At 36.8% G+C, this 25,031-nt stretch carries 17 protein-coding genes; 10 read left to right on the top strand and 7 right to left on the bottom strand.

What is annotated here, in order from left to right; genetic code table 11:
* Positions 1-15: 15 nt before the first annotated feature.
* Both BT999_RS07985 and BT999_RS07980 read left to right on the top strand, forming a co-directional pair.
* Complete coding sequence (locus BT999_RS07985; RefSeq protein WP_072697265.1) at positions 16-786, top strand: UPF0280 family protein; 771 nt, start codon at positions 16-18, stop codon at positions 784-786.
* A gap of 89 nt (positions 787-875) precedes the next feature.
* Complete coding sequence (locus tag BT999_RS07980) at positions 876-1,208, top strand: hypothetical protein (RefSeq protein ID WP_072697264.1); 333 nt, start codon at positions 876-878, stop codon at positions 1,206-1,208.
* Between the two features lie 226 nt (positions 1,209-1,434).
* Here BT999_RS07980 and BT999_RS07975 read toward each other — a convergent pair whose 3' ends face one another.
* Positions 1,435-1,665, bottom strand: a complete 231-nt coding sequence (locus BT999_RS07975; protein WP_072697263.1) for a hypothetical protein — start codon at positions 1,663-1,665, stop codon at positions 1,435-1,437.
* 314 nt (positions 1,666-1,979) lie between these two features.
* On the opposite strand from BT999_RS07975, the gene priA reads away from it, so the two are divergent.
* Positions 1,980-4,391, top strand: coding sequence for a replication restart helicase PriA (gene priA, locus BT999_RS07970; RefSeq protein ID WP_072697262.1), 2,412 nt, complete (start codon positions 1,980-1,982; stop codon positions 4,389-4,391).
* Positions 4,392-4,548: 157 nt separating this feature from the next.
* Here priA and BT999_RS07965 read toward each other — a convergent pair whose 3' ends face one another.
* The 6 genes from BT999_RS07965 to BT999_RS07940 all read right to left on the bottom strand — a co-directional run bounded on the left by BT999_RS07965 (position 4,549) and on the right by BT999_RS07940 (position 12,307).
* Complete coding sequence (locus BT999_RS07965) at positions 4,549-4,785, bottom strand: FmdB family zinc ribbon protein (RefSeq protein WP_072697261.1); 237 nt, start codon at positions 4,783-4,785, stop codon at positions 4,549-4,551.
* Between the two features lie 34 nt (positions 4,786-4,819).
* Entirely contained in the window at positions 4,820-5,434 is a 615-nt protein-coding gene (locus BT999_RS07960; RefSeq protein WP_072697260.1) for a D-sedoheptulose 7-phosphate isomerase, read from the bottom strand.
* A 101-nt stretch (positions 5,435-5,535) separates the two neighbouring features.
* Entirely contained in the window at positions 5,536-7,467 is a 1,932-nt protein-coding gene (locus BT999_RS07955) for a PAS domain-containing sensor histidine kinase (protein WP_072697259.1), read from the bottom strand.
* A gap of 185 nt (positions 7,468-7,652) precedes the next feature.
* Positions 7,653-8,576 carry a D-alanine--D-alanine ligase family protein gene (locus BT999_RS07950; RefSeq protein WP_072697258.1) on the bottom strand — a complete coding sequence of 308 codons (924 nt, stop codon included), beginning with the start codon at positions 8,574-8,576 and terminating at the stop codon, positions 7,653-7,655.
* Entirely contained in the window at positions 8,542-9,201 is a 660-nt protein-coding gene (locus tag BT999_RS07945) for an HD domain-containing protein (protein ID WP_072697340.1), read from the bottom strand. Before BT999_RS07945 ends, BT999_RS07950 begins: the two co-directional genes overlap by 35 nt.
* A gap of 55 nt (positions 9,202-9,256) precedes the next feature.
* On the bottom strand, positions 9,257-12,307 hold the full coding sequence (locus BT999_RS07940; RefSeq protein ID WP_072697257.1) for an ATP-binding protein: 3,051 nt from the start codon (positions 12,305-12,307) through the stop codon (positions 9,257-9,259).
* 360 nt (positions 12,308-12,667) lie between these two features.
* Between BT999_RS07940 and BT999_RS07935 the strand changes: the two genes are divergently transcribed.
* The 7 genes from BT999_RS07935 (at position 12,668) to BT999_RS07905 (ending at position 24,969) form a co-directional block, all read left to right on the top strand.
* Positions 12,668-14,056 (top strand): sigma-70 family RNA polymerase sigma factor, encoded by a 1,389-nt coding sequence (locus BT999_RS07935; protein WP_084650652.1) that lies wholly within the window; start codon positions 12,668-12,670, stop codon positions 14,054-14,056.
* 28 nt (positions 14,057-14,084) lie between these two features.
* Positions 14,085-16,001, top strand: coding sequence for a tetratricopeptide repeat protein (locus BT999_RS07930; protein ID WP_072697256.1), 1,917 nt, complete (start codon positions 14,085-14,087; stop codon positions 15,999-16,001).
* A gap of 156 nt (positions 16,002-16,157) precedes the next feature.
* Positions 16,158-17,258, top strand: coding sequence for a zinc-ribbon domain-containing protein (locus BT999_RS07925; RefSeq protein WP_072697255.1), 1,101 nt, complete (start codon positions 16,158-16,160; stop codon positions 17,256-17,258).
* Between the two features lie 31 nt (positions 17,259-17,289).
* On the top strand, positions 17,290-20,712 hold the full coding sequence (locus BT999_RS07920; RefSeq protein WP_072697254.1) for a DUF2339 domain-containing protein: 3,423 nt from the start codon (positions 17,290-17,292) through the stop codon (positions 20,710-20,712).
* A 26-nt stretch (positions 20,713-20,738) separates the two neighbouring features.
* Complete coding sequence (locus tag BT999_RS07915; protein WP_072697253.1) at positions 20,739-22,337, top strand: DUF3999 family protein; 1,599 nt, start codon at positions 20,739-20,741, stop codon at positions 22,335-22,337.
* A gap of 188 nt (positions 22,338-22,525) precedes the next feature.
* Positions 22,526-22,732 carry a hypothetical protein gene (locus BT999_RS07910; RefSeq protein WP_072697252.1) on the top strand — a complete coding sequence of 69 codons (207 nt, stop codon included), beginning with the start codon at positions 22,526-22,528 and terminating at the stop codon, positions 22,730-22,732.
* A gap of 191 nt (positions 22,733-22,923) precedes the next feature.
* Positions 22,924-24,969 carry a methyl-accepting chemotaxis protein gene (locus BT999_RS07905; RefSeq protein WP_072697251.1) on the top strand — a complete coding sequence of 682 codons (2,046 nt, stop codon included), beginning with the start codon at positions 22,924-22,926 and terminating at the stop codon, positions 24,967-24,969.
* The last annotated feature ends 62 nt before the right edge of the window (positions 24,970-25,031 follow it).

Below are 25,031 nucleotides of genomic sequence, written 5' to 3'. Positions count from 1 at the left end.
GAAATATTTTATTGTATGTGTCAAAAAAGAGACTATCGTTCGCTTTCCGGGAAAAACGCCGAGTTTAAATTTCAGGTTGTTGTTGAAGAAACTGACCTTTGGGTGAGTCTTGGCGGGTTGCGTCCTAAATTTTTAGAAGCGGGACTTTTTCTTGCTCAAACAAAATGCGAACAGCTTGTTGCACAGCGAGTTTTAGAGTTGCGAGCGGAAATTCAAAATACAATTTTATTGCAACCTGAGTTTAAAACTAGTTTAGTACCTGTTGTTTTGGGTTTTGATGGCTCTGATTTGATTAAAGAAATGACGAGTGCGTCCACGATTATGCAAGTTGGTCCTATGGCGAGTGTTGCCGGGGCTATTGCCGAAGCGGTTGCCAGGGGGCTACATCAATATTTTACTGAAGTCTTGGTGGAAAATGGTGGCGATACTTTTATGTATTGTGAAAAAGAACAAACTGTTGCCTTGCTTACCGACCCGGCAGAGCAAGCGAGTATTGGGGTTTTAGTAAATCCTTGTGATAGTCCGGTTTCTTTTTGTGCTTCGTCGGGAAAATTTGGACATTCTTTAAGCTTCGGAAAGAGCGATTTGGCGGTAATTCGGGCAAAAAACGGTGCTTTGGCTGATGCTGCCGCGACTGCTGTTGGAAATCGTTTAAAAAAAGCTAAAGATGTGAATTCAGTTTTGGCATATGTACAAATCCTGCAAAACCGAGGCTTGGAAGGTGTCTTTGTGTTGTGTGATGGAAAAATCGGAGTTTGGGGAAATATGGAGTTAGTAGCGTTATAGATATAAGGGCATTAACAACGCTGACGTCTCTGTTTTATAGCGGATTTTAAACAAGCGTTAGGACTTTAGATGTTTGGGGAAAATTTAAAATGATATCACGGACTTGGCATGGGGTAGTTCCTGTAACTCAAAGAAACGCATTTAAAGAATATTTAGACCAAACGGGTGTAAAAGAAGCTATTGAAATTGATGGCAATCTAGGTGCTTATATACAGATTGCAGACCAAAATGAGTATAGTCATTTTTTTCTTTGCACGATTTGGAATACATGGGAAGATATTTTACTTTATGCAGGAAAAACACCTTATATAGCCATTACTTATCCTGAAGACCAACGATTTGGTTTAATTTCAGACCCTATTGTCATTCATCAAAAAGTGTATACTTGCGAGAACCCTTTTATAGAAAAGGCGCTGTGGTAATTATTTTGTTGCCGAATAGTATAAGCATTTTAAAATCCACAGGGGCATATCCAGCCTAGACCGCTTTATAGAACTCTTAACTTATAAAAAAACACTCGCTTTATAAAAAAAACTAGACGTAAAAAAAGAGCCACTTTTTTAAGGTGGCTCAAATATGTATATTTTATGGGTTATATTCCCTTTCAGCGTAGTGAGCTGATTTTATATTTAATCTTACGTTTTTATGTTAGTCCCATTCGCCCATGGGCAGACCGGCAAGGACAATATCTTTTTTGGGCCCTCCGAAAGCCAAGAGGCGTAAAACCTTTGCCTCCGGTGCATCAACAGTTGTTGTTGAGCCAAACCTTAAATTTTCTGGAGCCAATCTCTCAAGCAATGTGTACATTGGAGAAATCATCATTAAACCAAGTTCTCTCAGTGAAGTAAAGAATGAGTTTAGTAGAGATAAAATGTTCATAACAACCTCCTTATAGAGAAGTACTGAGAATTAAAATTTTATGAGATACTTTTTATACCTTTATAAAACTAATCTTTTTATCCTTAACTTATATATAAACATAAAAATCAAGTTTGTCTAGTGTTAAAGTGATTTTTTTGTAAATATTTTTTATTTTAATTAACATACTGATATTTATTGTAATATTTTTTGATTTTAAGGGTTGTTGATTAATAATTTGTCTTTATTCCGGTTTTATATTAAGATATTTTTTTAAATTCTTGTAAAATAACGTTGTAATTTTGCAAAAAAATCTCTAATTGGTTTTATCTATTTTGAATACAGAACAGCCCGTCTCTTTAATCGCCGAGGTCGCGTTACTTTCTCCGCCTTTTGTTACTTTAAGCTATAGCCTGCCTAAGGTTTTTGTTCCAGAATTTTGGAAGGTAGGGCAAAGGGTGGTCTTACCCCTTGGTAGTGGCGTCAGGATAGGCGTTTTACTCGCTTTAAAACCCCAAACAGAAATAACCAATAATTCTCAAACCAAAGATATAGTGCTTAAAGATTTAATTTGGTCTTTAGATAAAAAAAGTTTTTTTTCAGAATCTTATCTGCGTGTTTTAATACAACTTTCCCATCGTCTCTTTTTACCGATAGGTCAAATTTTAGCTTCTGTTTTGCCGATAGGTTTACGCTCTAACCAGTTAAAACTTTGTGTTTTTAACGGTCAAAAGCCCAAAAAATATACTTTAAAGGAGCTGCGTTTTTTTGATGAAGAAACTTATCGCAAGCTTGCTGAATTGTGGGCGAGCGGTCAGGGAGGAATTATCGAGCGTAATATTAATACGCTTGAAAATGAACTTTGCGAATTGTGTGTTGATCCGCCTTGGGCGGTGCGTCCTTCGGCAAAACGCCAAATTGCTTTACTTGAATTGTTGTGGGAAAATGGTGCGTTAAATCGTAAAATTATTCAGGATAAATTAGGGGCGGAGGCAAACGAAAGCCTCAAACGCCTAAGTGAACTTGGTTTTGTTAAAGTACGCCCTGCTCAAGGAGAAGAGGCTGAGGCCGATGAAATTCAGAAAATATGGGAAAAAGTTCCATTAAACGAAGAAGTTTCCGCTTTTGAGTTGACCAATGCTCAACAAGAAGTTGTGGATAAACTTAAAGATTCCCTAGATACTCACCAGAGAAGTTCTCATTTATTACACGGTATTACCGGAAGCGGAAAAACCGTTGTCTATTTGGAATTATTGAAACATTGTTTGGCCCAAGGGCGTTCCGTAATCTTGCTTGCTCCCGAAGTTGCCTTGGCGATTAAACTAAAGAACGATTTGCAAAAACGTTTTCCGCAACAAAAGATTATTTTATCACATGGTTATCAAACTCCAACTTTGCGTGAATCGATTTTCCGCCAAGTTTCCGAAGCTCAAGAGGCTTTGGTGATTATTGGAACACGTTCTTCGTTATTTTTACCTTTGAAAAATCCGGGTTTAATTATTTTGGACGAAGAACATGATGCTTCTTTTAAACAAGACGAGGGTTTGGTTTATCAGGCAAAAGAGTTGGCTTATGCGATTGTACAAGAATATAACGCCATGCTTTTATTGGGTTCGGCGACCCCTGATATTAAAAGTTTTCAGGCAACCAAACAAGGGCGTTTAACTCTACATTCTTTGCCGGAACGTGTTGGCGGAGGAACACTTCCACAGGTTGAGCTTGTGGATATTCGCCATTTAACGCCGACTGATGGAATTTTGGCAAAACCGAGCCAAGAGGCTTTGCTTGAAACAATTAATAAGGGTGAACAGGCTGTTATTCTTTTAAATCGCCGTGGTTATGCTCCGTTAATTTATTGCATGCAGTGTAGTGAACCGATAAAATGTCCGCATTGCGATATTGCTTTAACTTATCATAAAGCCAGAGAGCGGGTGGTTTGTCATTATTGCGGTTATAATTATGCCTTTCCCGCTCCTTGTCCGACTTGTAAGAGCTTGAATTTTGTACCTTTTGGAGAAGGTACGGAGAAGCTGGAAGAAAGTTTGAGCGGAATTCTTCCGCCTGATGTAAAAATTTTGCGTCTTGATCGTGATAATGCCCGTAGAGCCGGGCGTATGGAAGAAATTCTTGCGGCTTTTGCACGAAAAGAAGCCCAAGTTTTGGTCGGAACTCAAATGCTTTCAAAAGGGCATCATTTCCCTGACGTTACTTTAGCCATTGTGGCTGATGCTGATTTAGGGTTGAATTTACCTGATTATCGGGCGACCGAGCGTAGTTTTCAGCTTTTTGTACAAAGTGCTGGGCGTGCCGGACGTGGAAGCAAGGCAGGCAAAGTTTTAATTCAAACTCGAAATCTCAACCATTATTGCTGGGATTATGTCAAAAGTACCGATTTTAGCGGTTTTTTTGAAGTTGAATTACAAAAACGCAAACGTATGAAATATCCGCCTTTTACAAACTTGGCGTTAATTCGCTTAAGCTTTCCGGTAGAATGGAAAGAAGGCTATAAGGCAATGGAATTATTTGCTGAAATTTATAAAAAAGAGGCTGAGACTCTTGATGTTGCCGTGCTTGGACCTGCTCCTGCTCCTTTGAGTATGTTAAGGGGCAGAAGACGTTATAATTGTTTATTAAAAGCTCAAAATTGGCAACATATACGTCGCATTTTTCAAGTCGGTTTACAAAGTAACCCTTTTAAAGACAAGATCCGTATGCATCTTGATTTAGACCCTGTGAATATGATGTAGTATTTTTTTGTGATTAAGATGTTTATATCTTGGGAGTATAGATATAAGCACTTAAAAAAATTAACATATTGCTTTGTGATAAAGCAAAATCTGATAACACAACCGACTTGCATTATCAGATTTTTTTATTAACCAGTAAAATTAATAACTTGATTTTCTAACAACTTGAACAGTCTCCTCCGCTACAACCACCACACTTGCTTCCTCCGCCAGAACTTGGGAAAGTAACGGTTTGACCGGCTCTTGATGGGCCGGGAACATTAAATTGTGCCATTGAAATAAGCTTTTGACAAACGTTATGCTTACATTTCGGACAAGGTGGAAGATCATTTCCAAACACTAATTCTTCAAATTCATTTCCGCACTTTTCACAACGAAATTCAAAAATAGGCATATAACCCTCGATATTTTTATTGATTTTATAATTGTTACAAATATGGCTCTAATAAAAGAGCGTTTTCAAAAAGATAATAATCAGTTAAACGACAAAGTAAATGTTCTAAAGCAATATGTATTTCTTGTACGAGTGCTGTGTTTGCTTCAGGTACATTAAATAAATAATCACAGACACTTGCCATTTTTCCGCCTGTGTTTCCGGTTAGACCGACAACGAGCATTTGTTTCTCTTTGGCTACTTCAATCGCTCTTAAAACATTTGTACTGTTTCCCGAAGTTGAAATCGCAAAGAGCATATCGCCTTGATTCCCTAAGGCTTGAACCTGTTTGGAAAAAATTTGCTCAAAGCTAAAGTCGTTACCTATTGCAGTTAAAATTGAACTATCGGTTGTCAGTGCAATCGCAGGCAGAGGGGGGCGATCGAGCTCAAAACGGTTTACAAACTCGGCGGCAAGGTGTTGAGCATCAGCAGCACTTCCCCCGTTTCCACAGAGCAGTATTTTATTCCCTCCGGCAAGACACAAGGCGGTTTCTCGTCCAACCGTTTTGATTAATTCTCTATTTTCTCTAAAAAATAACTCTCTTAAGTTCATGCCGGCTTTGGCGTGATGGTCTATCATTTCTAAAATAATATTTTCAGCAGGCATATTAGCTCCTAAGATTTAATACAAATTTCTTTTTTAATAGCGTAAGTTTGTTTATTAATCAAGGTTATTACAAGGTCAAACAGATAACCGCCAACAACGCTTTATTCTTGATTATCTTTTATAGTCCATGTAATTTGGAATAGACTTCCTCTTTTTTCTTGAAATTCAGGTAGGTTACTTTCATTAATCAAAGGACTTTGAGTCAGGTCTTGAGCAATTATTTCAGCCCCCCAACTTTCTACAAAAGTATGTACAATTGAAAGACCAAGCCCCATGTTTTGCGGTGTTACGCTTGAACTGAAAAATGGGTTAAATATTTTGTCTTCGTCGCCTTTAAGACCCGGACCATTATCGATAAATTGCAGAATAATTTGTTTGGGTTCGGCAAGACAATATGATCTTACAAGGATTATTCTGTTTACGTCTTTTGGGGCATTGAGCTTTGAGAAAGCGTCTATAGAATTTTTTATAATATTTAAGAAAACTTGTTCAAGTTGTACCTTGTTGGCTAAAACAAAAGAATTTTCAGCGTCTATGTGGTTAATTAGTTTGATGTTTTGTTGGTTTAATTGTTGAGATAAAAGTTTTTTTACTTCATGAAAGCTGTGTTCCAAAGAAGCAAGTTCAAGATCGGGAATTTTTTCTTGTAGTGCCAAGGCTCTCATGTTTGAGATAATTGCTTTTATTTTTGAGGCTTCTTTTAAGATAAGGTCTAGTCTTTCTTGAATTTTATCAGGGCTCAAGTCTTTTTTCTGTTCAAGTAAAACCTTTAAACCGGCACTGTAAAGATGAACAGCCGAAAGGGGTTGATTAATTTCGTGGGCTATTCCGGCGGCAAGTATGCTTAATCCCTCAAGTCTTTTAACTTGGGCAAGGCGATATTCCACTTTTTTTCTTTCGGTAATGTCGTCGAGCATGGCGATAACGGCTCTAACATTTCCTTTTGGGGTTTTTATTGGTAAAAAGCTAAGACGAAAAAATTTTTGTTCATTGTTTATAATAAGAGAAGTTTCGCATTCATGATTTTCGGCGGTTTCAAAGGTTAAACGCACGGGGGAATCAGGGCTGTTGGGGTTGTGGAGTTTTTCATCATGAAAAAGGTTGAAAAAAGCCTTACCTCTTGAGGCGTTAGAACCGAACCATTCTTGTAGGCGTAAGTTGCTTAAACCGATTAATTGGTTTTTTCCCATTACTGCTAAGCCGAGCGATAAATTATCGGAAACGGTTCGATAGCGTTCTTCGCTTTGGTTAAGGGCGACTTGAGTTTTTACATCTGAAGTAATATCAAGACCGACTTGAAGTAAAAGTTTGTTATTGTTTAAATCATCAAAAGGATAAGAATAAACTCGAAAGGCACATGGTCTGTCTTTTGGTGACCAATCGGTTACTGAAACCGTTCCGGTCTTAAAGGCTTCAAAAGGGTTGCAAGGCGTGCAGGTATTTTTGTTTTGCTTCATTATTTCGTAACATTTACCGTTTTTTATTGAACCGAAATAATTAGAAAAAGCCTTGTTTGCAAAGACAATATTGTGATTTTGATCAATAAGCACCACATAGCCCGGGATATGATCAATTATATTTTTAAGTTTATAATAATCGTTGGAATTTTGACTTTCTTTGGGACAAGCCGATAAAGTCGCAATAACTTTATAAGAGTTGTGAGTTTGTGTGTAAATATTTCGTGTTGAAACTTGAATAAAAACAGGCTGTTGTTCTTTATCTAAAAAAGTTAAAACAAAGTTACTGATGCCGTTATTGTTTTTTTGAATCAACAAAGCACTTTCTATGGTAACTAAATTCAAATGACTTGATAACGATTGAAGCAACAGTGCGTAAAATGTATCTTTATCCCAGTTGGTAAGCGATAAAATAATCGAAGCGGCATAAGAATCAAATAAATTATTTGCCTCTTGCAACTCAAAAAGCTGATTTAAAAAAACTTGCACGGAAGTCGGAATATTAGCGATCTTTTGCAAGTTGCCAACTTGTGCTGTTGATATGCCTTTAGTTTTTGACGAAACTCGGTATCTCATTTTTGACTCTTATTCTTTATCATATTAAAGACCGTTGTAAAATTCCGTTTTGCGTTCTTTGTTATCTCTTATGCCCTGCTTGCACATCGCATAAAACGCCTTAAAGCACAAAACTCACCAATTTTACAGGAAAAATTAATTAATTTTTTATTTCAGGTTGAGCCTATTATGTAAAAGTCTCATATTTATTTGAGATATTGTTTTTTTCTTAAGCCCAAATCAATTAATTTTGAAACCAAAGCGTCATAATCTAAGCCGATAGCGGCGGCTTCTTGTGGAATTAAACTTGTGGGAGTCATTCCGGGCAGTGTGTTGACTTCTAAAAGCCAGAGTTTTTCGTTTTTGTCCAAGATAAAATCAGCACGACTATAATCGCTTAAACCGAGTAATTTATGAGCTTTAAGAGTAAGAGCTTGTATTTCTTCGGTAAGCTCTTTGCTAATTGGTGCGGGACATATTTCTTCGGCTCCGCCTTTGGTATATTTACTTTTATAATCAAAAAAATCAGAGTTGGCGATTTTTGGGCGTATAAGGATAGGGGGAAGCGGGGTCTCGTCTAAAATTCCGCAAGTTATTTCAACGCCTTCTATATTTGGTTCGACAATAAATTCTTTTGGGCTGTTTAAAAGCGTATCCAAGCTGTTTGCTAATTCTGTTTCGTTATTGATTTTAGCAAGTTCGAGACTTGAACCGCCTGTGTTTGATTTTATAAAAACAGGATATTCAAAAGTCGGACGCCAATTTTTTTGGGGTTTGGTGCTTAAAAGCTCCCAATCTGCGGTTGGAAGGTTCGCATGGCGAAACAATTCTTTTGCGGCGGCTTTATTTAGAGCCAAAAAAGAACCGGCCGGATTACTGCCTTGATAAGGACATTTTAATGCTTCGAGCATGGCTTGGATAAGCCCGTCTTCTCCCGGACAACCATGTAGGTTGATAAAGGCAAAATCTTGATTTTTAACGGCTTTTGTTAAACCGTTTAGTGAAATTTTTGGGTCAAAAAAGGTTACTTGATGTCCAAGACGCTGTAAGGCTGATTTTATTCCCACAGCTCCCGATAAAGAAACATCACGTTCGCTAGACCAACCGCCCGCTATTAAAAGAATATTCATTGAGGTTTACTCCAAAACGTTCGCTCAAGGCTTTTTCTAAATCAGTACCTTGTTTTTGTGATAATTTTATGCGTTCGATAATTTCTTTGGTTTTTCCGTATCTGTTGATTAAATCGTCATAACGTTCTTCAAGACTGACGATTTGGTGATGTTTTACTCTTTTATCGGCATAAACAATAATTAAGGGCATAAGCCAAGCATCTTCAAAAATGTTTGGGGTAAAAGGCCAATAAACATGATGTAAAACCGCCTGACCGATACGATGGTTTCTTGTTTCTTTAATGACCCAAGACGCTCCGAGTTGAGCATGGCTTCCGCCGAACTGAATACAATAATGTTTTGCCAGATCGTGTAATAAGGCGGCGGCGTGTATTTCGTCAAGGTTGATCTTAATATTTTGTTCTTTAATTATTGTGGCGATTGTGTCGGCTACTTTGGCAACACTTGTGCTGTGCTCTTGAATATGCTGAGGCATTTCATATTTTTTCCAAAGTGAAAAACACTCTTCGTTGGTAGGGAAAAGACCGGTTGAAGGGCTTTGGCTACCGGTATAGTTATATTTGTTATAGTTAATTGCAAATATTTTTTCCGGAAGGTTTGTTCCAAGATAAGTATTTTGTGGCATATGTTTTATTTCTTGTAAAAGATGAGAGAAACCCTGAATAAAATCGAGGTGTTGTTTATTGTTGTTTATAACTACTATATTTGTCAATCATTTTTAAGATTTCTGCTTTATGGTAAGGTTTTGGAATAAAATCGTTACAACCCGCCATAAACATGCGTTCTCTTGCCTCCGGCAGAACATGAGCCGTAATCGCCAAAATCGGAGTTTGCGGTAACCCTTGTTCTTGTTCCATTGCTCTTAGAATGCGTGTTGCTTGATAACCGTCCATTATTGGCATTTCAATATCCATAAAAATTACATCAAAAGTATGATGTTTAAAGGCTTCTATGGCTTCCGCCCCGTTATGTGCTTCTACTAACATATGATTGGTAGAACGCAAGTAAAGAGAGAATATTTGTCTGTTGTTAAGGTTGTCTTCAACATGCAGTATTTTAAGCGGAGCTGTTCGCTCTGTTGCCGCTGTTTGTCCGTAATCTGTGTTGAAATCTGTGTCGGCTGTAAAGAGCGAAGCCAGATATTCCGGTAGTTTTGCTTCTTGTTTTAAAGGCGGCGTTTCATAGCGTATTTGAGGTTGTTGATCAAAGTTAGAGGCAGAGTTACTTGGTGGAATATTGGGAGACGCAAGAGTATTGATAGGAACGCCAATAGTTTGAGTTACTTCTGTTTGTATGTTTGAGCTGTATTTATTTTCGTTTGTATTTTGCAAAGCCAACTCAGGAATCATTTTAGAGCCGTCTTCCAAGGTATCGGGAAGATTTTCCAAGCGTAAGACCACCTGAATGCAAGTTCCTTTTTGTTCTTCGCTACTAAGCGAAATGTTTCCGCCCATCATATCAATTAGAATTTTACAAATAGACAAACCAAGCCCTGAACCGCCAAATTGTCTTGCGGTTGAGGCATCGGCTTGGGTAAAGTCTTCAAATACTTGAGCCTGTCTGTTTTGCGGAATTCCTATTCCCGTATCTGAGATCGTAAAGATAACCGTACTTGCACCGATTTCTTTTGGTGCATTTGTGTCGAGTTTAACGTCAAGGGTAATATTGCCAACGCTAGTAAATTTTAGGGCGTTTGCCAAAAGATTGTTAATAATTTGTCTTAATCTTAAAGGGTCGCAAGCCACTTTTTGTGGTAGATTTGGGTCAATATTAACAATAAAGTTAAGACCTTTATTGCTTGTGAGGAGGCTAAATTGTTGTTGTATGTCTTTTATTAATTCTTTTAGGTCTACGGCTATTTTTTCAAGTTGCAGTTTTCCTGATTCTATTTTGGAAAAGTCAAGAATTTCATTAATTACACCTAAAAGATTGGTTCCGGCATTTTTTAAAATAGAGTTGTATTCTGTTTGTTCCTCGTTTAGCCTTGTTTCAGACAAAAGCTCAGCCATTCCGATAATAGCGTTAAGCGGCGTTCTTATTTCATGGCTCATGCGTGCTAAAAACTGGCTTTTTGCCGTGCTTGCCGAGTCTGCTACTTTACATTTGTTTTCTAACTCACGCATACGCATTTTTTCAGAAAGGTCAGTAATCGAACCTTCGTAAACAGTTTGGTTATTTGTACTGTTTTGCCCTTTAATTTTAATAATTATATTAACGTGTATAGGCTCTTGATTTTTACGCAACAAGTTAATCGTATTAATATAAAGAGAAGTGTTTTGAAGATTGGTTCTTATTAATTCCCACTCTTTGATCCCTGAATAAAGATGGCGACTAAGCGATTGAGTTTCTGAGATCAACTGTTCGGGGTTGTCGTAACCTAACAAAGCCGAAAAGCTTTTATTAACCCTAATAAGTTCTCCATTGGCATTAATATGGAACAACCCTTGCGGTGCATCATCAAAGATTTGTTCATAGTTTTGTTCGGCGAGGTCTTTATCGTGGGTTAATTTTTGTATGATGTCTTTACTTTCAGTAAAATCTAAGAGTAAAGCATTTTTTTCTCGAGAGGAATTTTCTATCTTTTGTTTTAGCTGTCCAACCAGAGCGATTACGTTTTGTATTTGATAGTAAATAGCACCAAGGCGTTTTTGCCCTTGATAGGTTTCCCAGGCTTTTGTTATTCCTTCAAGTGAATCAATTGTACCGACTAAAACTTTGGCACAAGCGTTATGAATTGCGTTTAGCGGGGTGTTTACTTTTCGTGTATTATAAGCTCCGATTAGAATGACGATAAAAGCTAAAGCTGTGGCAATACTTAAAAACAAGATAAAAAACGGTGCTTCGTTTGGTGTTAAATTATAATCATAAGTTACCAAATAGCCGATAATATTTTTGTTGTCGTTGAAAACAGGGCCGTAATTGACCATTACTTGAACGCCGTCGGCATCTTTTTCGATAAGCTGTATTGGTAAATTACTCGAAACAATTGTTTGAGGAATGTTTATTGGTAATGCAAAAGGCAGTTGGCTCGTGGTGGTTTGGTTTGAGTTTGTTGTTGTATTTGCTTGATAGCTACCGTTAAATGCTTCCGGCGTCATTACGTTTACTTTTACATCTGTGAGTTTTTCCAAAGTATAGAGCAATTCCGGAGATATTTTTTCATAAATAAACAAATAGTTAGTGGCGTTACCTGTTTTGTCGAGTTTAATCGGCTGTGCTACTTGAAAATAATTTTGGTTATTTATGCTGACTATATCAACAATATCTTGGGCGTTTTTCATTTGTTCCAAGACTTTTGGAGTAGTGGAAACGGCTTGATTGGTTAATGCTGAAGTTATATCGGGTATTTCTCCGGCAAAGATTGTTTTTTTTCCGTTTTGATCAACAAGCTCTATATAGCTTGTATTTAAAAACTTTACACGAGAATCAAGCTCTCTTTGTAATTGAGAATATTTTTCTTTGCTTTGTTGTGTTACGTTAATAATTTTTGCAAGGTCTTGTTTTCGATATTCCAGTTTGGTTTGCAAAAATTTATTTGCAATATGCAATTGTGTAAGACCATTATTTTTAATAGTTTGTGTTTTATGTTCTTGGTTGGCATAAAAAGCCACACCACCGACAACAAGTATAATTAATACGGCTATTATGAAGTATGAGCGGAATATGGAATAACTTAAAGGAAAAGTATTTTTTGTTGCCATTAATTCGTCTTGGCTGATTTGGTTATACATTGTAGTATTATTCCTTTCTAAACAGATTTTATATCAGTTAGTTTTATTGTAATATAATATTATGAATTAGTCGACTTATAATTGATATTCTTTATGTACAACCTTCATACTTCTTGGTTGCAATTAGTTAGTGATTAAAAACATTGAAATATGTCGTGAAAAGTTGTAATATAAATAAGTTTTAAGCATTTTATCAAGATATGATCAAGCATTTTCAGTATAATGGTTTAAAAATATTTTCAAGATATTGTTTATATTGTGGAATGAGAATATTATTGTTTCTAATTTGCTTTAATCCTTAATGACTCAAGCTTGTATAAATTACTAAGTGCATTTTTTAAGCACGGGTAAGGACGTGATATGACAAAACAGTCGATTGTTCCAGCTGTAGCGGAAAATAAAATACCAAAAGCCCAAAAAACAAAAAAGAGCCAAAAAACGACTGTAGCGGTTGATATTTTGCCTGATTTACCAAAAGCTTCTCAAAAAGTTTCTAAAGAAAATGTTAAACCGCTTTTGACAAAGCCTGGGTCAGAGAAAAGAAAGCAAGACAATAAAACAAGCAAGGCTAAAGTCGAGCCGTTACTTGATATTGATAAAAGCGATGTGCCTGAAAATGAGGCTTATAAAGCCAAAGATAAAAAAAGAAAGAAAGCTCAGGTTGAGGCTCCACTCTTGTCAAAATCTTTGCCTAACACTTCGGAAAAACAAGAAAAATCTGGCATTATCGAGCCTGAACTTTTGGAAGAGAGCGAAGAAAACGATGATGAGGTAGAGTTAGACAGCGGTTTAGAGTTAAGCGACCTTGACCCGAGCGTTGATCTATTAAGCTTTCCTTCTGATTTGGAGGGAGACGAAGCCGTCTTGCCCGCTGTTCGCCTTGTGGCAAGCCCGATCATGCGTGATGCTTTAAATGCCTATATTCAGGCAATTAGCAAGTTTCCTTTGATTCACCCGGACGAGGAGCAAGAACTCGCAAGACGAGCTTTAAACAATGATCAAGAGGCTGCGTTTAGGTTAATTTCCGCCCATCTACGTTTGGTTGTTAAAATTGCTATGGAATTTCAAAGGCGTTGGATGCAAAATGTCCTTGATTTAATTCAAGAAGGAAATGTCGGTCTTATTCGTGCCGTTAATAAATTTGACCCTGAAAAAGGTATAAAGTTTTCATATTATGCCTCGTTTTGGATTAAAGCTTTTATTTTAAAGTTTATCATGGATAACTGGCGTATGGTTAAAATCGGTACGACCCAGGCCCAGCGAAAACTTTTTTATAATCTCAACAGAGAAAAACAAAAGCTCATTGCTCTTGGTTTTAACCCTGATAGCGAAATGCTTGCGAAACACTTAAACGTAAGCAAAGAAGAGATTGTTGATATGGAACAACGCTTGGATTCGCAAGATTCTTCTCTTGATTTAACCGTGAGTCAAGACGGAGAAGGTGCCAGCCGCATAGACTTTTTGCCCGCTCTTGGACCTGGGGTTGAAGACAGTATAGCAACGCATGAAATATCTTTGATAATACGAGATAAGTTGTCTGATATTTTACCGTTTTTATCCGAAAAAGAAGTATGTATTTTAAACGAAAGGCTATTGTCCGATGACCCGGTTACGCTCAGAGAAATAGGAGAGCGTTATAATATTACTCGTGAAAGAGTAAGGCAAATCGAAACGCGTTTATTGCAAAAACTTAAAGAGTTTTTAACAAAAGATATACAAGATTTTTCTGAAAGTTGGATAGTTGAATAATTTTTTTTAGTTACTTATAAGGATTGATATGAACTTTAAACTTAATATTCCGTTATTAAAGGGAATTTTTATTATAATGAGACGTGTGTCCGTTTTCTGTTATCTTTGCTTTACTTTGCTCTGTACAGTTTTTGTTTGTTCTTCTTGTGCAATAAGCTCTACAAACTCAACAAGTGCTACTTTACGTCCGCCGGTTGATTGGAAGTTGTCGCAAGATTCAGAAAGAATATATCAATTACTTAAGTTGTTTAGTGCTACAACAGAAAAAAATACGGAAGATGCCCTGAGTGCGGCAAGAACCTTATCTGAACTTAACCCAACCCCTGATATACTGGGAGAAGTCGCTGTTGTGTTGTTGATAAACGGACAAGTAGCCGAGGCTAAAGATATTGCCCTTTCCGGTTTAAAAAAAGCTCCGTTTGACGAGCGTTTAAATTATTTATTGGCAGAGATTTATACTCAAGAAAAACGTTATCAAGATGCTTTGGCCATATTATTGAATTATCAAAAAAATAATAAAAATAAAGCTGAGTTGAAAAATAAAAAGGCTGATAAACAAGAACAAATTAGAACAGAAAAAGAATTGCAACAAGAGATAGCAAGGCTTTATTTGTTATCGGGGTTTAATTCGGAAGCCGAACAATATATCCGCAAAATTTCACAACGTGGTCCTTTGTTAGACTATTATCTTGGGCAAGCCCTTTTTGCCCAGTCAAAAATTAATGAAGCGGAAAAATCTTTTTTAAGTTCAGTAGAAAAAGCTCCGAGTTTTGAACAAGCTTATTTGGCATTGGCAGCTTTATATGAAAAGCAAGAACGTTGGAATAAAGCCGCCGAGATGAGAAAAAAAGTTTTTGATTTTGATCCGGATAACGATAAGTATCACGGGGCGTTAATTTATGACTTACTACAGGCGAATGACTTTAAAGGCGTTAATAGCGTTTTAGACGGTTCTGTGCAAAATGTTGAGTTTTTATTAGATGTTGCCAGTGTTATGTATGCCAATAAACAATATGAACAGGCAGAGCTTTTGTTGAAAAACATTTTAAGCGGAAAGTATGATTCAAAAGAACAAAATGACGAGATGTCTGTAAAGCTGAATTTTGAACAAAGCAATCAGCAAAACAAAGAAAATTCAAAACAAGCTCTTGAAATTCCCGTGCGTAAAATAGACGCAAACTATTTACTCGGGGCTCTTGTCTATGAATCTAAAAAAGATGCCGATACAGCCTTAAAATATTTAAAACTTATTCCTCAAAACAGTAGGTTTTATCAGGGTAGCGTCAACTTGATTGTTTATATTCTGCTTAATCAAGGCAAAAAACAAGAAGCAATCGCATTTTTGGATAACTCCATTAAAGAAACGCCGAATAATTTATATTTTTTAAAAATCAAAACTGATATGTATATCAGCGATAAGGAATATCAAAAAGCTCTTGATCTTTTAAATAAAGCTCTTAAAGATTTTCCAAAAGATGTGGAATTGCGTTATTCTTACGGAGCGGTTTTGGAAGAAATGGGGCGTTCTGATGAATCGTTGGCAGTAATGGAAGAACTGGTTAAAGAATTTCCATTTTTTGCAGGTGCTTTAAACTATGTCGGCTATACCCTGACTGAACAAGGTAAAGACTTGGACAGGGCCGCCCAGCTACTTGAAAGAGCCTATGCTCAAGCACCCGATAACCCTCATATAATTGACTCTTTTGCTTGGGTCAAATTTAAGAAAAAAGACTATAAAAAAGCTTGGAATTTAATTAAACGAGCTGTTGAGTTATCGGGAAAAGATGCGGTTGAGTCGGTTATTTGGGAACATTATGGAATGATTGCCGAAGCGATGGGCGATAAAAAAGAAGCCTTAAAGGGATATAAAAGTGCTCTTGAGGCAAAACATGAGAAACCTGAATTTATTCAACAAAAAATAGACAACTTAAAAAAGAAACCGTAATTTTTGTTAAACTCTTGCAAAGATAAATTATTTGCCAATAACATTTGCGTTTAAAAACCTTTTTAGTTATTTTGTAAAAAATTCCTTTGGGTTAATTTTTGAGTGTTTTATTTAATAAAAATGATTTTTAACCTTAGCCTCCAATAAATAATAATTATGCATATTACTTGTCCTAAATGCGGTTTTTCCGCTGAAATTGATTTGAATAAATTATCTCCCACTGCTGTTATCGCCAATTGTCCCCAGTGTCAGAACCGTTTTCGCTTTAGAGAGCTTAATCAGGCCGATGAAGTTATAAATAATTCCGACCTGTCTGAACAGAATGTTAATCATGAAAACTCGCCTTTAAACAGAGACTTTGACGAGTCGGCAGAAAATAATGATTATGATAAAAATGCTCAACAGCTATTTGATGATAATCAACGTGCTCAAAACAAACGAGAGAATGAAGAAAAACAAAATAAAGCCAAGAGTATCTGGGACGAACTTGAGGCAGAACACGAACTTGAAGCCCAAAAACGCAAACAAAACAAAACGGACGAAGACGCTTGGCTTAATGCTCATAAACCAAACTCGATAAATCTTAAAAAAGAAAGCAAAATGAGCAATTGGCAACAAAAGCTTGGGTTAAACAATATAGATTATTCCAAAATTCCTTGGGAACACCCCGGCGAACTTGGCTATGCCGGTGCATTTTTTGAAACCTGTAAGCGAATAATCTTAAGCCCTTATCGTTTTTTTGAGGGAATGCAACCGATACAGTCTTTATTGCCTGCTTTTGCCTTTGCCTGTTTTTGGAAATTTTTTGATATGATTTTAACGGTTATTTATCACCCCGAAATATTTAATCGTTTAATAGAAAGTACCTCTTTAAAAGAAGCGGATACTTCAACGCATATTATTGGATCTGTTGTGGCGGCTTTTGTCGTGAGCGGAATGTTATTTGGAATTTTGTTGCTTTTTGCCTTGTTGTTAAGTTTAACCACACGTTTTATTGTAGGAAAACGCCCAAGTTTTTCTCAATGTTTTGCTATTGTGTGTTATCCGAATACTATTTTAATTTTATCGGTTTTACCTTTTACTATATTGATTTTACCTGTTTTTATTGTGAGTATGTTTTATCAGTTTGTGGCAATACATAAGGGTTTAAAGTTAAGCATTGGTGAATTTGCAAAAGTCGCCGGTGTTTTGGTTTTGTGTTTTGTCTTGTTTTTGATTGTGCTTCAGCAATTTGTTGCTTCATATATAACAATGTAGGGTTTTATACCTGATTGCCCAGAGGTGAAATGTGGATGAGTTGATTGGATTAGGCTTACTTTTTCTTTTCCTTTTTTGGTTGTTTCCGCTCCTGACTTTTTTGCGTCAAGGAACGACCAAAGAACTTATTGAAAAGTTGCTGTTCAAGTCTGATGCCTTGTGGTCAAGACAGGAAAAACTGACAAAAGAAGTTGAAGACTTAAATCTTAAATTGCAACAACTGATTGATAACCCTTCTGTTTTTAAAAAAGAAGGCTTTGTTGCTCCTGATGCTGAACAAAGAGCAAAACAACAATTTGAAGCGGCTCAAAAAGCTCAAGAGACTTATGCGTTTCAAAGCGAAGAACCAAAAGCACAAACTCAAGATTTTACAGTTGGGGCAAATTTACCGAACACAGTTCTTGAGTCTGAACCTGTTGCACAGGAAGAAATATTTCAAGTTGCGGCAAAGTCTTTTGATGAATTTAGTCATAGTTCAAACCTAGAAACTACTGATGATATTTTAAGCGACAATATCCAAGATAAAACTTTAGTCGCAGGCGAATACGCTTTAAACTCTGATTTAATCGTTTCTAAAGATGAATTAACTACAAACTCACCGACTATTGAAACAGAGAACGCTACTCAAGCCGAAACGTTTGTTATGCCTGAAAACGTGGAAGCTGTAGCGAGTGAAGAGCTTCCGGAAGAGAATAAAACTCAACATTTCACAGAATCGGTTTCAGCTCAAACGAATATATATCAAAGAAGACCACCACAGCCAACAATCTTTGACAAGGGGCTTGATTTGGTAAAACAACTTATTGATAGTGGTAACCACTGGGTTGTTTTGGGTGTTTTAATGTTGTTTATCGGTTTTGGTTTTCTCGCTAAGTATACAATTGAACTCGGTTTATATACGCCTGAATTACGCTTGTTGACTTCGGCTGTTTTTGGGCTTGGCTTACTTACTTTAGGTTGGCGTTTACGCAATAAAAGACGTGATTTTGCGTTAATTTTACAAGGTGGCAGTATTGGTATTTTATATATTACCGTTATTGCGGCAGTAAGGCTTTATGAATTTATTCCGTCTATTATGGGCTTAATTTTATTAGTCTTGTTTGCTGTTTTTTGTGTGTTGTTGTCAATTTTGCAAAACGCTCCCGCTCTTGCCCATATCGCTTTGGTTGGTGGATTTTTAGCCCCTATTCTGACTTCCAGCGGGTCGGGAAATTATGTAGCGTTATTTTCGTTTTATATTTTACTTAACTGTTCCGTATTTGCGATTACTTATTTTAAAAACTGGAACCATCTACATTTAAACGCTTTTTTATTTTCTTCGGCAATTGCTTTTCTTTGGGGCAAAGATAATTATCAGCCCGAAATGTATTATTCCGTCTTACCTTTTATCCTTTTTTACTTTTTATTCTTTAGTTTATTAACGGTTATTAGAGGTAAAAAATCAGGTTATGACAAAATTATTCAGCCAAACTCGCTTATTTTGTTTGGAACTCCGCTACTGAGCTTTTTGTTTTTAGCTTTTGTTGACCCTTCTATGAGATTGGAAGGAGAAACTAACCTTATTCTTGGTTTACCCGCTTTAGCCGTACAAACCCTTTTGATGGGGATCGTTTATGTGTTTATTGCCTTGAGGCTTTGGAGCCAAAGAGGGGCGAATGAAAAGGCTCATTGTGAAACTTTTTTAATTTTCGGATTGCTCTTTTTAAACTTAGCTCCGCTTGTAACGGTTATTAAACTTGATCTAGCCGATTTAAGCCGTATCCTTTGGACAGCTTGTATCCTTGGGCTTGAAGGTTTTGCCTTGCTCTTAACCGGAATAAAGCAAGAGCGTTTGTCTTTACGAGTTTTTGCTCATCTGGCTTTGGTTGCGAGTTGTCTCATGGTCTTTGGAAAATATCTCGGCTATGAATCAATTCCGAATATCGCCTTTTTAAATATTAATTATCTATGTTTATTGGTGTTTTTCGCTGTTCTGTTTGCAAGTTCTTATGCCCTTGATAAAAATCAAGCGAATTTACGCTTTTTTGAAACAAAACTCTCGGGTTTTTATTTTATTTGTTTAAGTGCTTGTTTCTTGTTAAGCGGTTATTTTGAAGGCATATATTGGCAACATACAAACCACTTGGGTTGTTGGGGTAATGACCTTATTATAGTCAGCATTGTTTTTTCAGTATTGGGACTTTTAGCCGGCTTGGCGACTTGGATTGTTTATAAAAAAATCTGGAGACGCGGTTTATATTTACAGCTTCTTCCTTATCTTTTTGCAAGCGTTTTAGCCTTGGCAAATCTTGTACACTTTTCTTTTTATGCAAATTATTGGGGCGAGAAAGATATAGCCGAATTTACCCCGTTTTTTGTCTTCATTGTAATGTTCTTCGGCATTCTTCTTTTTGAATATCTTTATGCGAGTTTACATCGGACTTTTAGCAAATCTCTTGTGCAAAACAACAACGAAGAGACAAATAACTTTTCCGTTTTGGAACAACGTTTGTCTCAGTTGCGTTTGATCATGTTTTTTGTAGCAGTTCCGTCTATTTACCAAGCGTTAATTTATTATATCAGTATAAACACGGAATTGTTGGCGGGTTATCATCTCATAACCTTAACTATAATCTTGCCTGTTTTTTGCTGTCTGATTTTATTAGGTTTAATGCATAAAAAAGAACAGTTTAAAACTTTTGGTTTTTATTTAAAACCCAAATATTGGTTGATTGCGTCCGCTTTTATATTGTTAAGGGCGATTATCCTCTTATATTACAGAGCGTTTTCGCAAGGTTTTGATTTGGCTGAATTTTACTTCCCGCTTATTAACCCGTTTGAACTTTCTATTTTATTGCTTGTATTTGGAATAGCGTTTTGGCTATCTGCCTTTGTTGATATCTATACAAACACCACTGATGCGGAAAGAAAAGAAAGCCCTTTAGTCGCAAGGGCTTCCGGGTTTGCCTTATTGGGCAAGAAATATTTTATACACTATTCATTTTTGGGTCTTGGACTTTTTCTCTTTATCCATGCGACCTTGGCAAGGTCATTGTATTATTTTTCAGGTGGCGAGGTTGCTTGGTATAGAATCTTTTCAAGCATAGAGTATCAGTCTTTACTCTCTGTATTTTGGGGAATGAGCGGACTCTTTGGAATGATTTTGGGCAATCGCCTTAAGATACGTTGGGTTTGGAAGATGAGTGCCGCCTTACTCGCTTTAGACGCCGTTAAACTTTTATTGGTTGACCGCACCAAAACAGACGGAATTTGGGCGATTGTGTCCTTTATTTTAGTTGGGGTTATTTTTATTTCGGCTACCTATTTTGCTCCTTTACCGCCTAAAAAAACGCTAAGTAAAGAAGATAAGCCAAGCGAACCGGATAATGCGGAAAATATAACTAACCTAAACCAAGAACAAAACTCCGGACAAAACCACGAACAAGATTCTGATACAAAACAAGACCTTAATTAACTTATGGGAAATAATAGGAAAGATAGATGATAAAATCAAGATTGGTATTTTTTTCTCTTTTTGTGGCTTGCTTTTTTACCGGGCTTTTATTGTCTGAAACTGCGTTTTCTCAAGAAAGACAATATGTTCAGCGTAAAAGTTCAAAGAAAACACAAGCGGTTCAAACGCAACCTATTCTTACCCCTAACGAGTTTAATGCTAATTTTGAAATTATTTCCGATAAACCAATTGAAGCCGGAACAATTCTTTCCTTTGACCTTGATAAACAAGTTTTATCAGCCGTTGAACGAGAAGACCTCGCTGATTTGGCAGTTTTTAACGCACAGGGACAAGTTGTGCCTTTTGGTGTTTTTGAACCGAAAGTAACTGATGAAACTTCTTTAAGAGAATATAAACTTAAGCTTTTTCCGGTATATAACAGCTATGATACTCGTCAATCAACGGATTTGCGGTTGTTGTATGAATTAAAAAGTGATGGACAATTAGTGCCACGTGTTAACCTTGGTGAACCGGAAACGCAACAAGAACTTGGCGGTTATATTTTGGTTCTGCCGGCTGATAAAGTGGCGTTGAAAAAACTAAAGTTTTTTTGGAAGGGTGATTATACCGGCGAAATCAGCATTGAATCTAGCTCTGACTTACAAAATTGGACAACGTTAAAAAGAAATGTTGTTTTGGCAAGGTTGTCGCAGGGTGATGACCTTTTGGAATTAAACGAACTCGAATTAGACTCTTGGTTAAATTCCAGATATTTACGCATTACTTTTCAGGGAAAAGCCTTCCCGTTAGACGAGGTGCTTGCGACGGTTTCGGCGGTTTATTCCAAAGAACCCGAGCTACATAAAGTGGCTGTTTCTCCGACTTTTTTTGTGGGACCTTTAGAAGAAAATGCTGAGAGAGAAGAAGGTAACGCTTTAGTTTTTGACCTTGGTGGTGTTTTCCCCAATAGTTCTTTTAATGTTAATTTCCCTGATTATGGATTTTTTAAAGGGGTAAAAGTTTATAGACGCAGTAGCCTTGATGAACCTTGGGTTTATGTAATGCGTACTAATTTTTACGCTATTAAAAACAATGGAGTAATTTTAAAAAATCCATCTTATTATACGCGTTATAAAGGAACTTTTTATGATCCTTCAAACTTGCAGGGGTCTGCCCGATACTGGAAGCTCGTGCCAAATTTACCGAGTGAAGTGTTGCCTGATAATACTGAAGTTGAAATAGAATATTTACCTCAAAAAATATACTTTTTAGCACAAGGTTCTGCTCCCTATATTCTGACAGCTGGGAATAAAAAGCTAGAGATTGAACCGAATATAGGCAGTTTGGTAAAAAATCTTGACCCTAATAACTTTCCTTCTGTTTCTCTTGGGAAAATGTTTAATCCTATTAAAGAACCACAAGCGAATCCTATGAAAAAAGAGGAATCACCAATCTGGTATACCTATGCTTTATGGGCTGTGTTGTGTCTGATAGTTGCCGGAATGAGCTATATGGCGTTTTCTTTACTGAGAAAAATGAATAAACCGGAAACGCTTCAGCACGATGAAACTATAGAGACCGATTTGAATAACGAAAAAATAGAACTTAATGATTCTGAGATAAACCCTGATAAAAAACAAGATTGATCGTATAACTGATTGTTTCGATGTTTTTTAAAGGTCTTTATTCTGTGGGGCTTCGGGGGTAAACCCTAGAAACAAAAGGGGAATTTAATTTTCCTGTAAAATGAGAGTTTTTGTACTCCTTTGTGCATGTTTATTGCAGTGAAAAAGAAAACGGGAATTTTTTTCAACAATTTTTAAGGAGTACAATCATGGAAATTCAAAATAACACGGTTAATTCTATTCAAGCTACTTTGGTTAATCACCCCAAAAACATCGAGAATTCTAAGGCAGATGAAAAATTATCCATAGAAACCAAAACCGAAGACAACGTAGCTCTTGGTTTTAATGCCGAAGAAATGAAATCTGCCCACACTTTAAACGAAGAAATAGTGGCTCGTTTGTTGGGTCTTATTTAATCTGTGCTTAAAAAATAGTTTGAATTAAAGTATAAGAGACTATTGTGCAATAGTCTCAGTATGATTTTATACAGGCCTCTTGCCTTTTGTCATGTATTATATTATAGTTAAGATAATATATATTTCTTTAATATATTATCTTTTGTGGCAGTGCTTTCTTAGACCTTTTACTTTTTTTGTAGGGTGCAGTGATGAAATTAGGTTTGCTTGGAAAAGTTTTAATACCTGTTTTAATTGTGATAACCTTTGTTACCGGTATCGGCTTCTATTGGTCTTATAGCGTGTCTAAAAACGCAATAGAAACAATAGTAATGGAAGAATTAGAGGCATTAAATGAATTATTGTCTCGCAATATTGATACTTTTGTAACAGCAGTACAAAGAGATTTAGATAATTTATCACACTTTTCTTTTATTACCGCCGTATTAAATGGCAATGCAAATAGCTTACCTGACCTTCAAAGATTGATTGAAAGATTTGTTACTGATTTTGTATATGCGGAAACAGTAGTCGTTGTAGATGATAAAGGCGTTGTTATTTCTAGCACCGATAAAAAAATACTTGGGCAAAGCCTCGCTAGTCGTGGTTATATTCAAACTGCCTTAAGGGGAACTGTTAGTGTTTCCGAAGTGTTTACTTCAAGTGCCAGTGGCAATACCGTATTTTGTATTGCTGTTCCCGTTGAAGTTAATGGGCGTACGGCGGGGGCTATTTTCGCTGCTGTTCCCGCTCATGTTTTTTCTGATGAAATGATTAAAAATGTGCATGTTGGTCAAGAAGGCTATCCTTTCATTGCTTCACAAAATGGAATTTTTTTAGCTCACCCGGTCGCCGAAAATATTGGAAAAGTCAATATTAACGATTTTGATTGGGGAAAAAAAGCAATGCAAATGAACGAGGGCAGTCTTAGCTATACATGGGAAAATGTTGATAAGGTTGTTACCATTCTTTTAAATAAAAAAACAGGTTGGCGTACTTTTTTCTCGATTGATAAAAATTATTTTGCGGAAAAAATAGCACCGGCAGTTAAATCTAGCGTTTTAGCCATGATCTTTGTATTATTTGTATTAAGTGTTGCAATGTTTTTATTATTGCGTTTTTATGTTTCTAGACCTCTTGGTTCGCTTGCTTTTGCTGCAAGACAAGTTGCAGGCGGAGACATAAATCTTAATCTTGATAAAATACAACAAGAGTTTGTCAATAAAGGTGAAATAACAGAAACTTACTCAAGTATAAAAGCCATGTTAAACTCGTTAAGAGAAAATATTGCTCTTGCTAATCAAAAAACCAACGATGCCGCACAGCAAACAGAACTGGCAAAACAAGCTACGGCTGAGGCAGAAAAAGCAAAAGAACTGGCAGAAAAAGCCAAGAGCGACGGAATGCGCTCCGCAGCTATGCAGCTTGAAGAGTCTATATCCGTTATTTCTTCTGCGGTTGATCGCCTTTCAACCCAAATAGCTACGTCTCAACACGGAGCGGAAGATCAATCTGCTCGAGTAAGTGAGGCGGCAACTGCGATGGAAGAAATGAACAGTACTGTAATGGAAGTTGCCAAAAACGCTTCCGCTACGTCTCAAGTTTCAAGCAATACACGAGAAAAAGCCGAAGAGGGCGTTCATATTGTTCAAAAAGTTGTTGAGAGCATTCGTAATGTTCAAAAACAATCAGTATCGTTAAAAGAAGATATGAATGTTTTATCAAACCACGCACAATCGATTAACCAGATTATGGGCGTAATTTCCGATATTGCCGACCAAACTAACCTGCTTGCGTTAAATGCAGCTATCGAAGCCGCAAGAGCGGGAGAAGCCGGACGAGGATTTGCGGTTGTTGCCGACGAAGTGCGTAAACTTGCCGAAAAAACAATGTCTTCTACCTCTGATGTTGGCAATGCTATAAAGAGTATTCAAGAGTCAGCGGTGAAAAATATGAAACAGGTTGATTTAACTGTTCAAACTATAGAAACAACCACCTCTCTTGCCGATTCCTCAGGTTCGGTATTGCAAGATATTCTTGGCATGGCAGATTCTACCGCCCTACAGGTGAGTTCTATTGCGACGGCAAGCGAAGAGCAATCTTCAAGTAGCGAAGAAATTAATCGCTCTATTACTCATGTCAGCGAAATAGCGTCTCAAACCTCACATACCATGAACGAAGCCGCTGATTCTATCGCTAGCTTGGCAACACAGGCTCAACACCTTCAAGAGCTTGTAAGGCATATGAAAAACAGCTAATCAACTATAAGTAATTGTTAAGAATATTCCAAACTGACTCGGGGCTGATTAATTTCATACAA

It is taken from the genome of Desulfovibrio litoralis DSM 11393 (assembly GCF_900143255.1).
GTDB lineage: Bacteria > Desulfobacterota > Desulfovibrionia > Desulfovibrionales > Desulfovibrionaceae > Frigididesulfovibrio_A > Frigididesulfovibrio_A litoralis.
The sequence above is the reverse complement of the archived record's forward strand: the minus strand, read 5'-3'. Positions and strand labels throughout refer to the sequence as shown.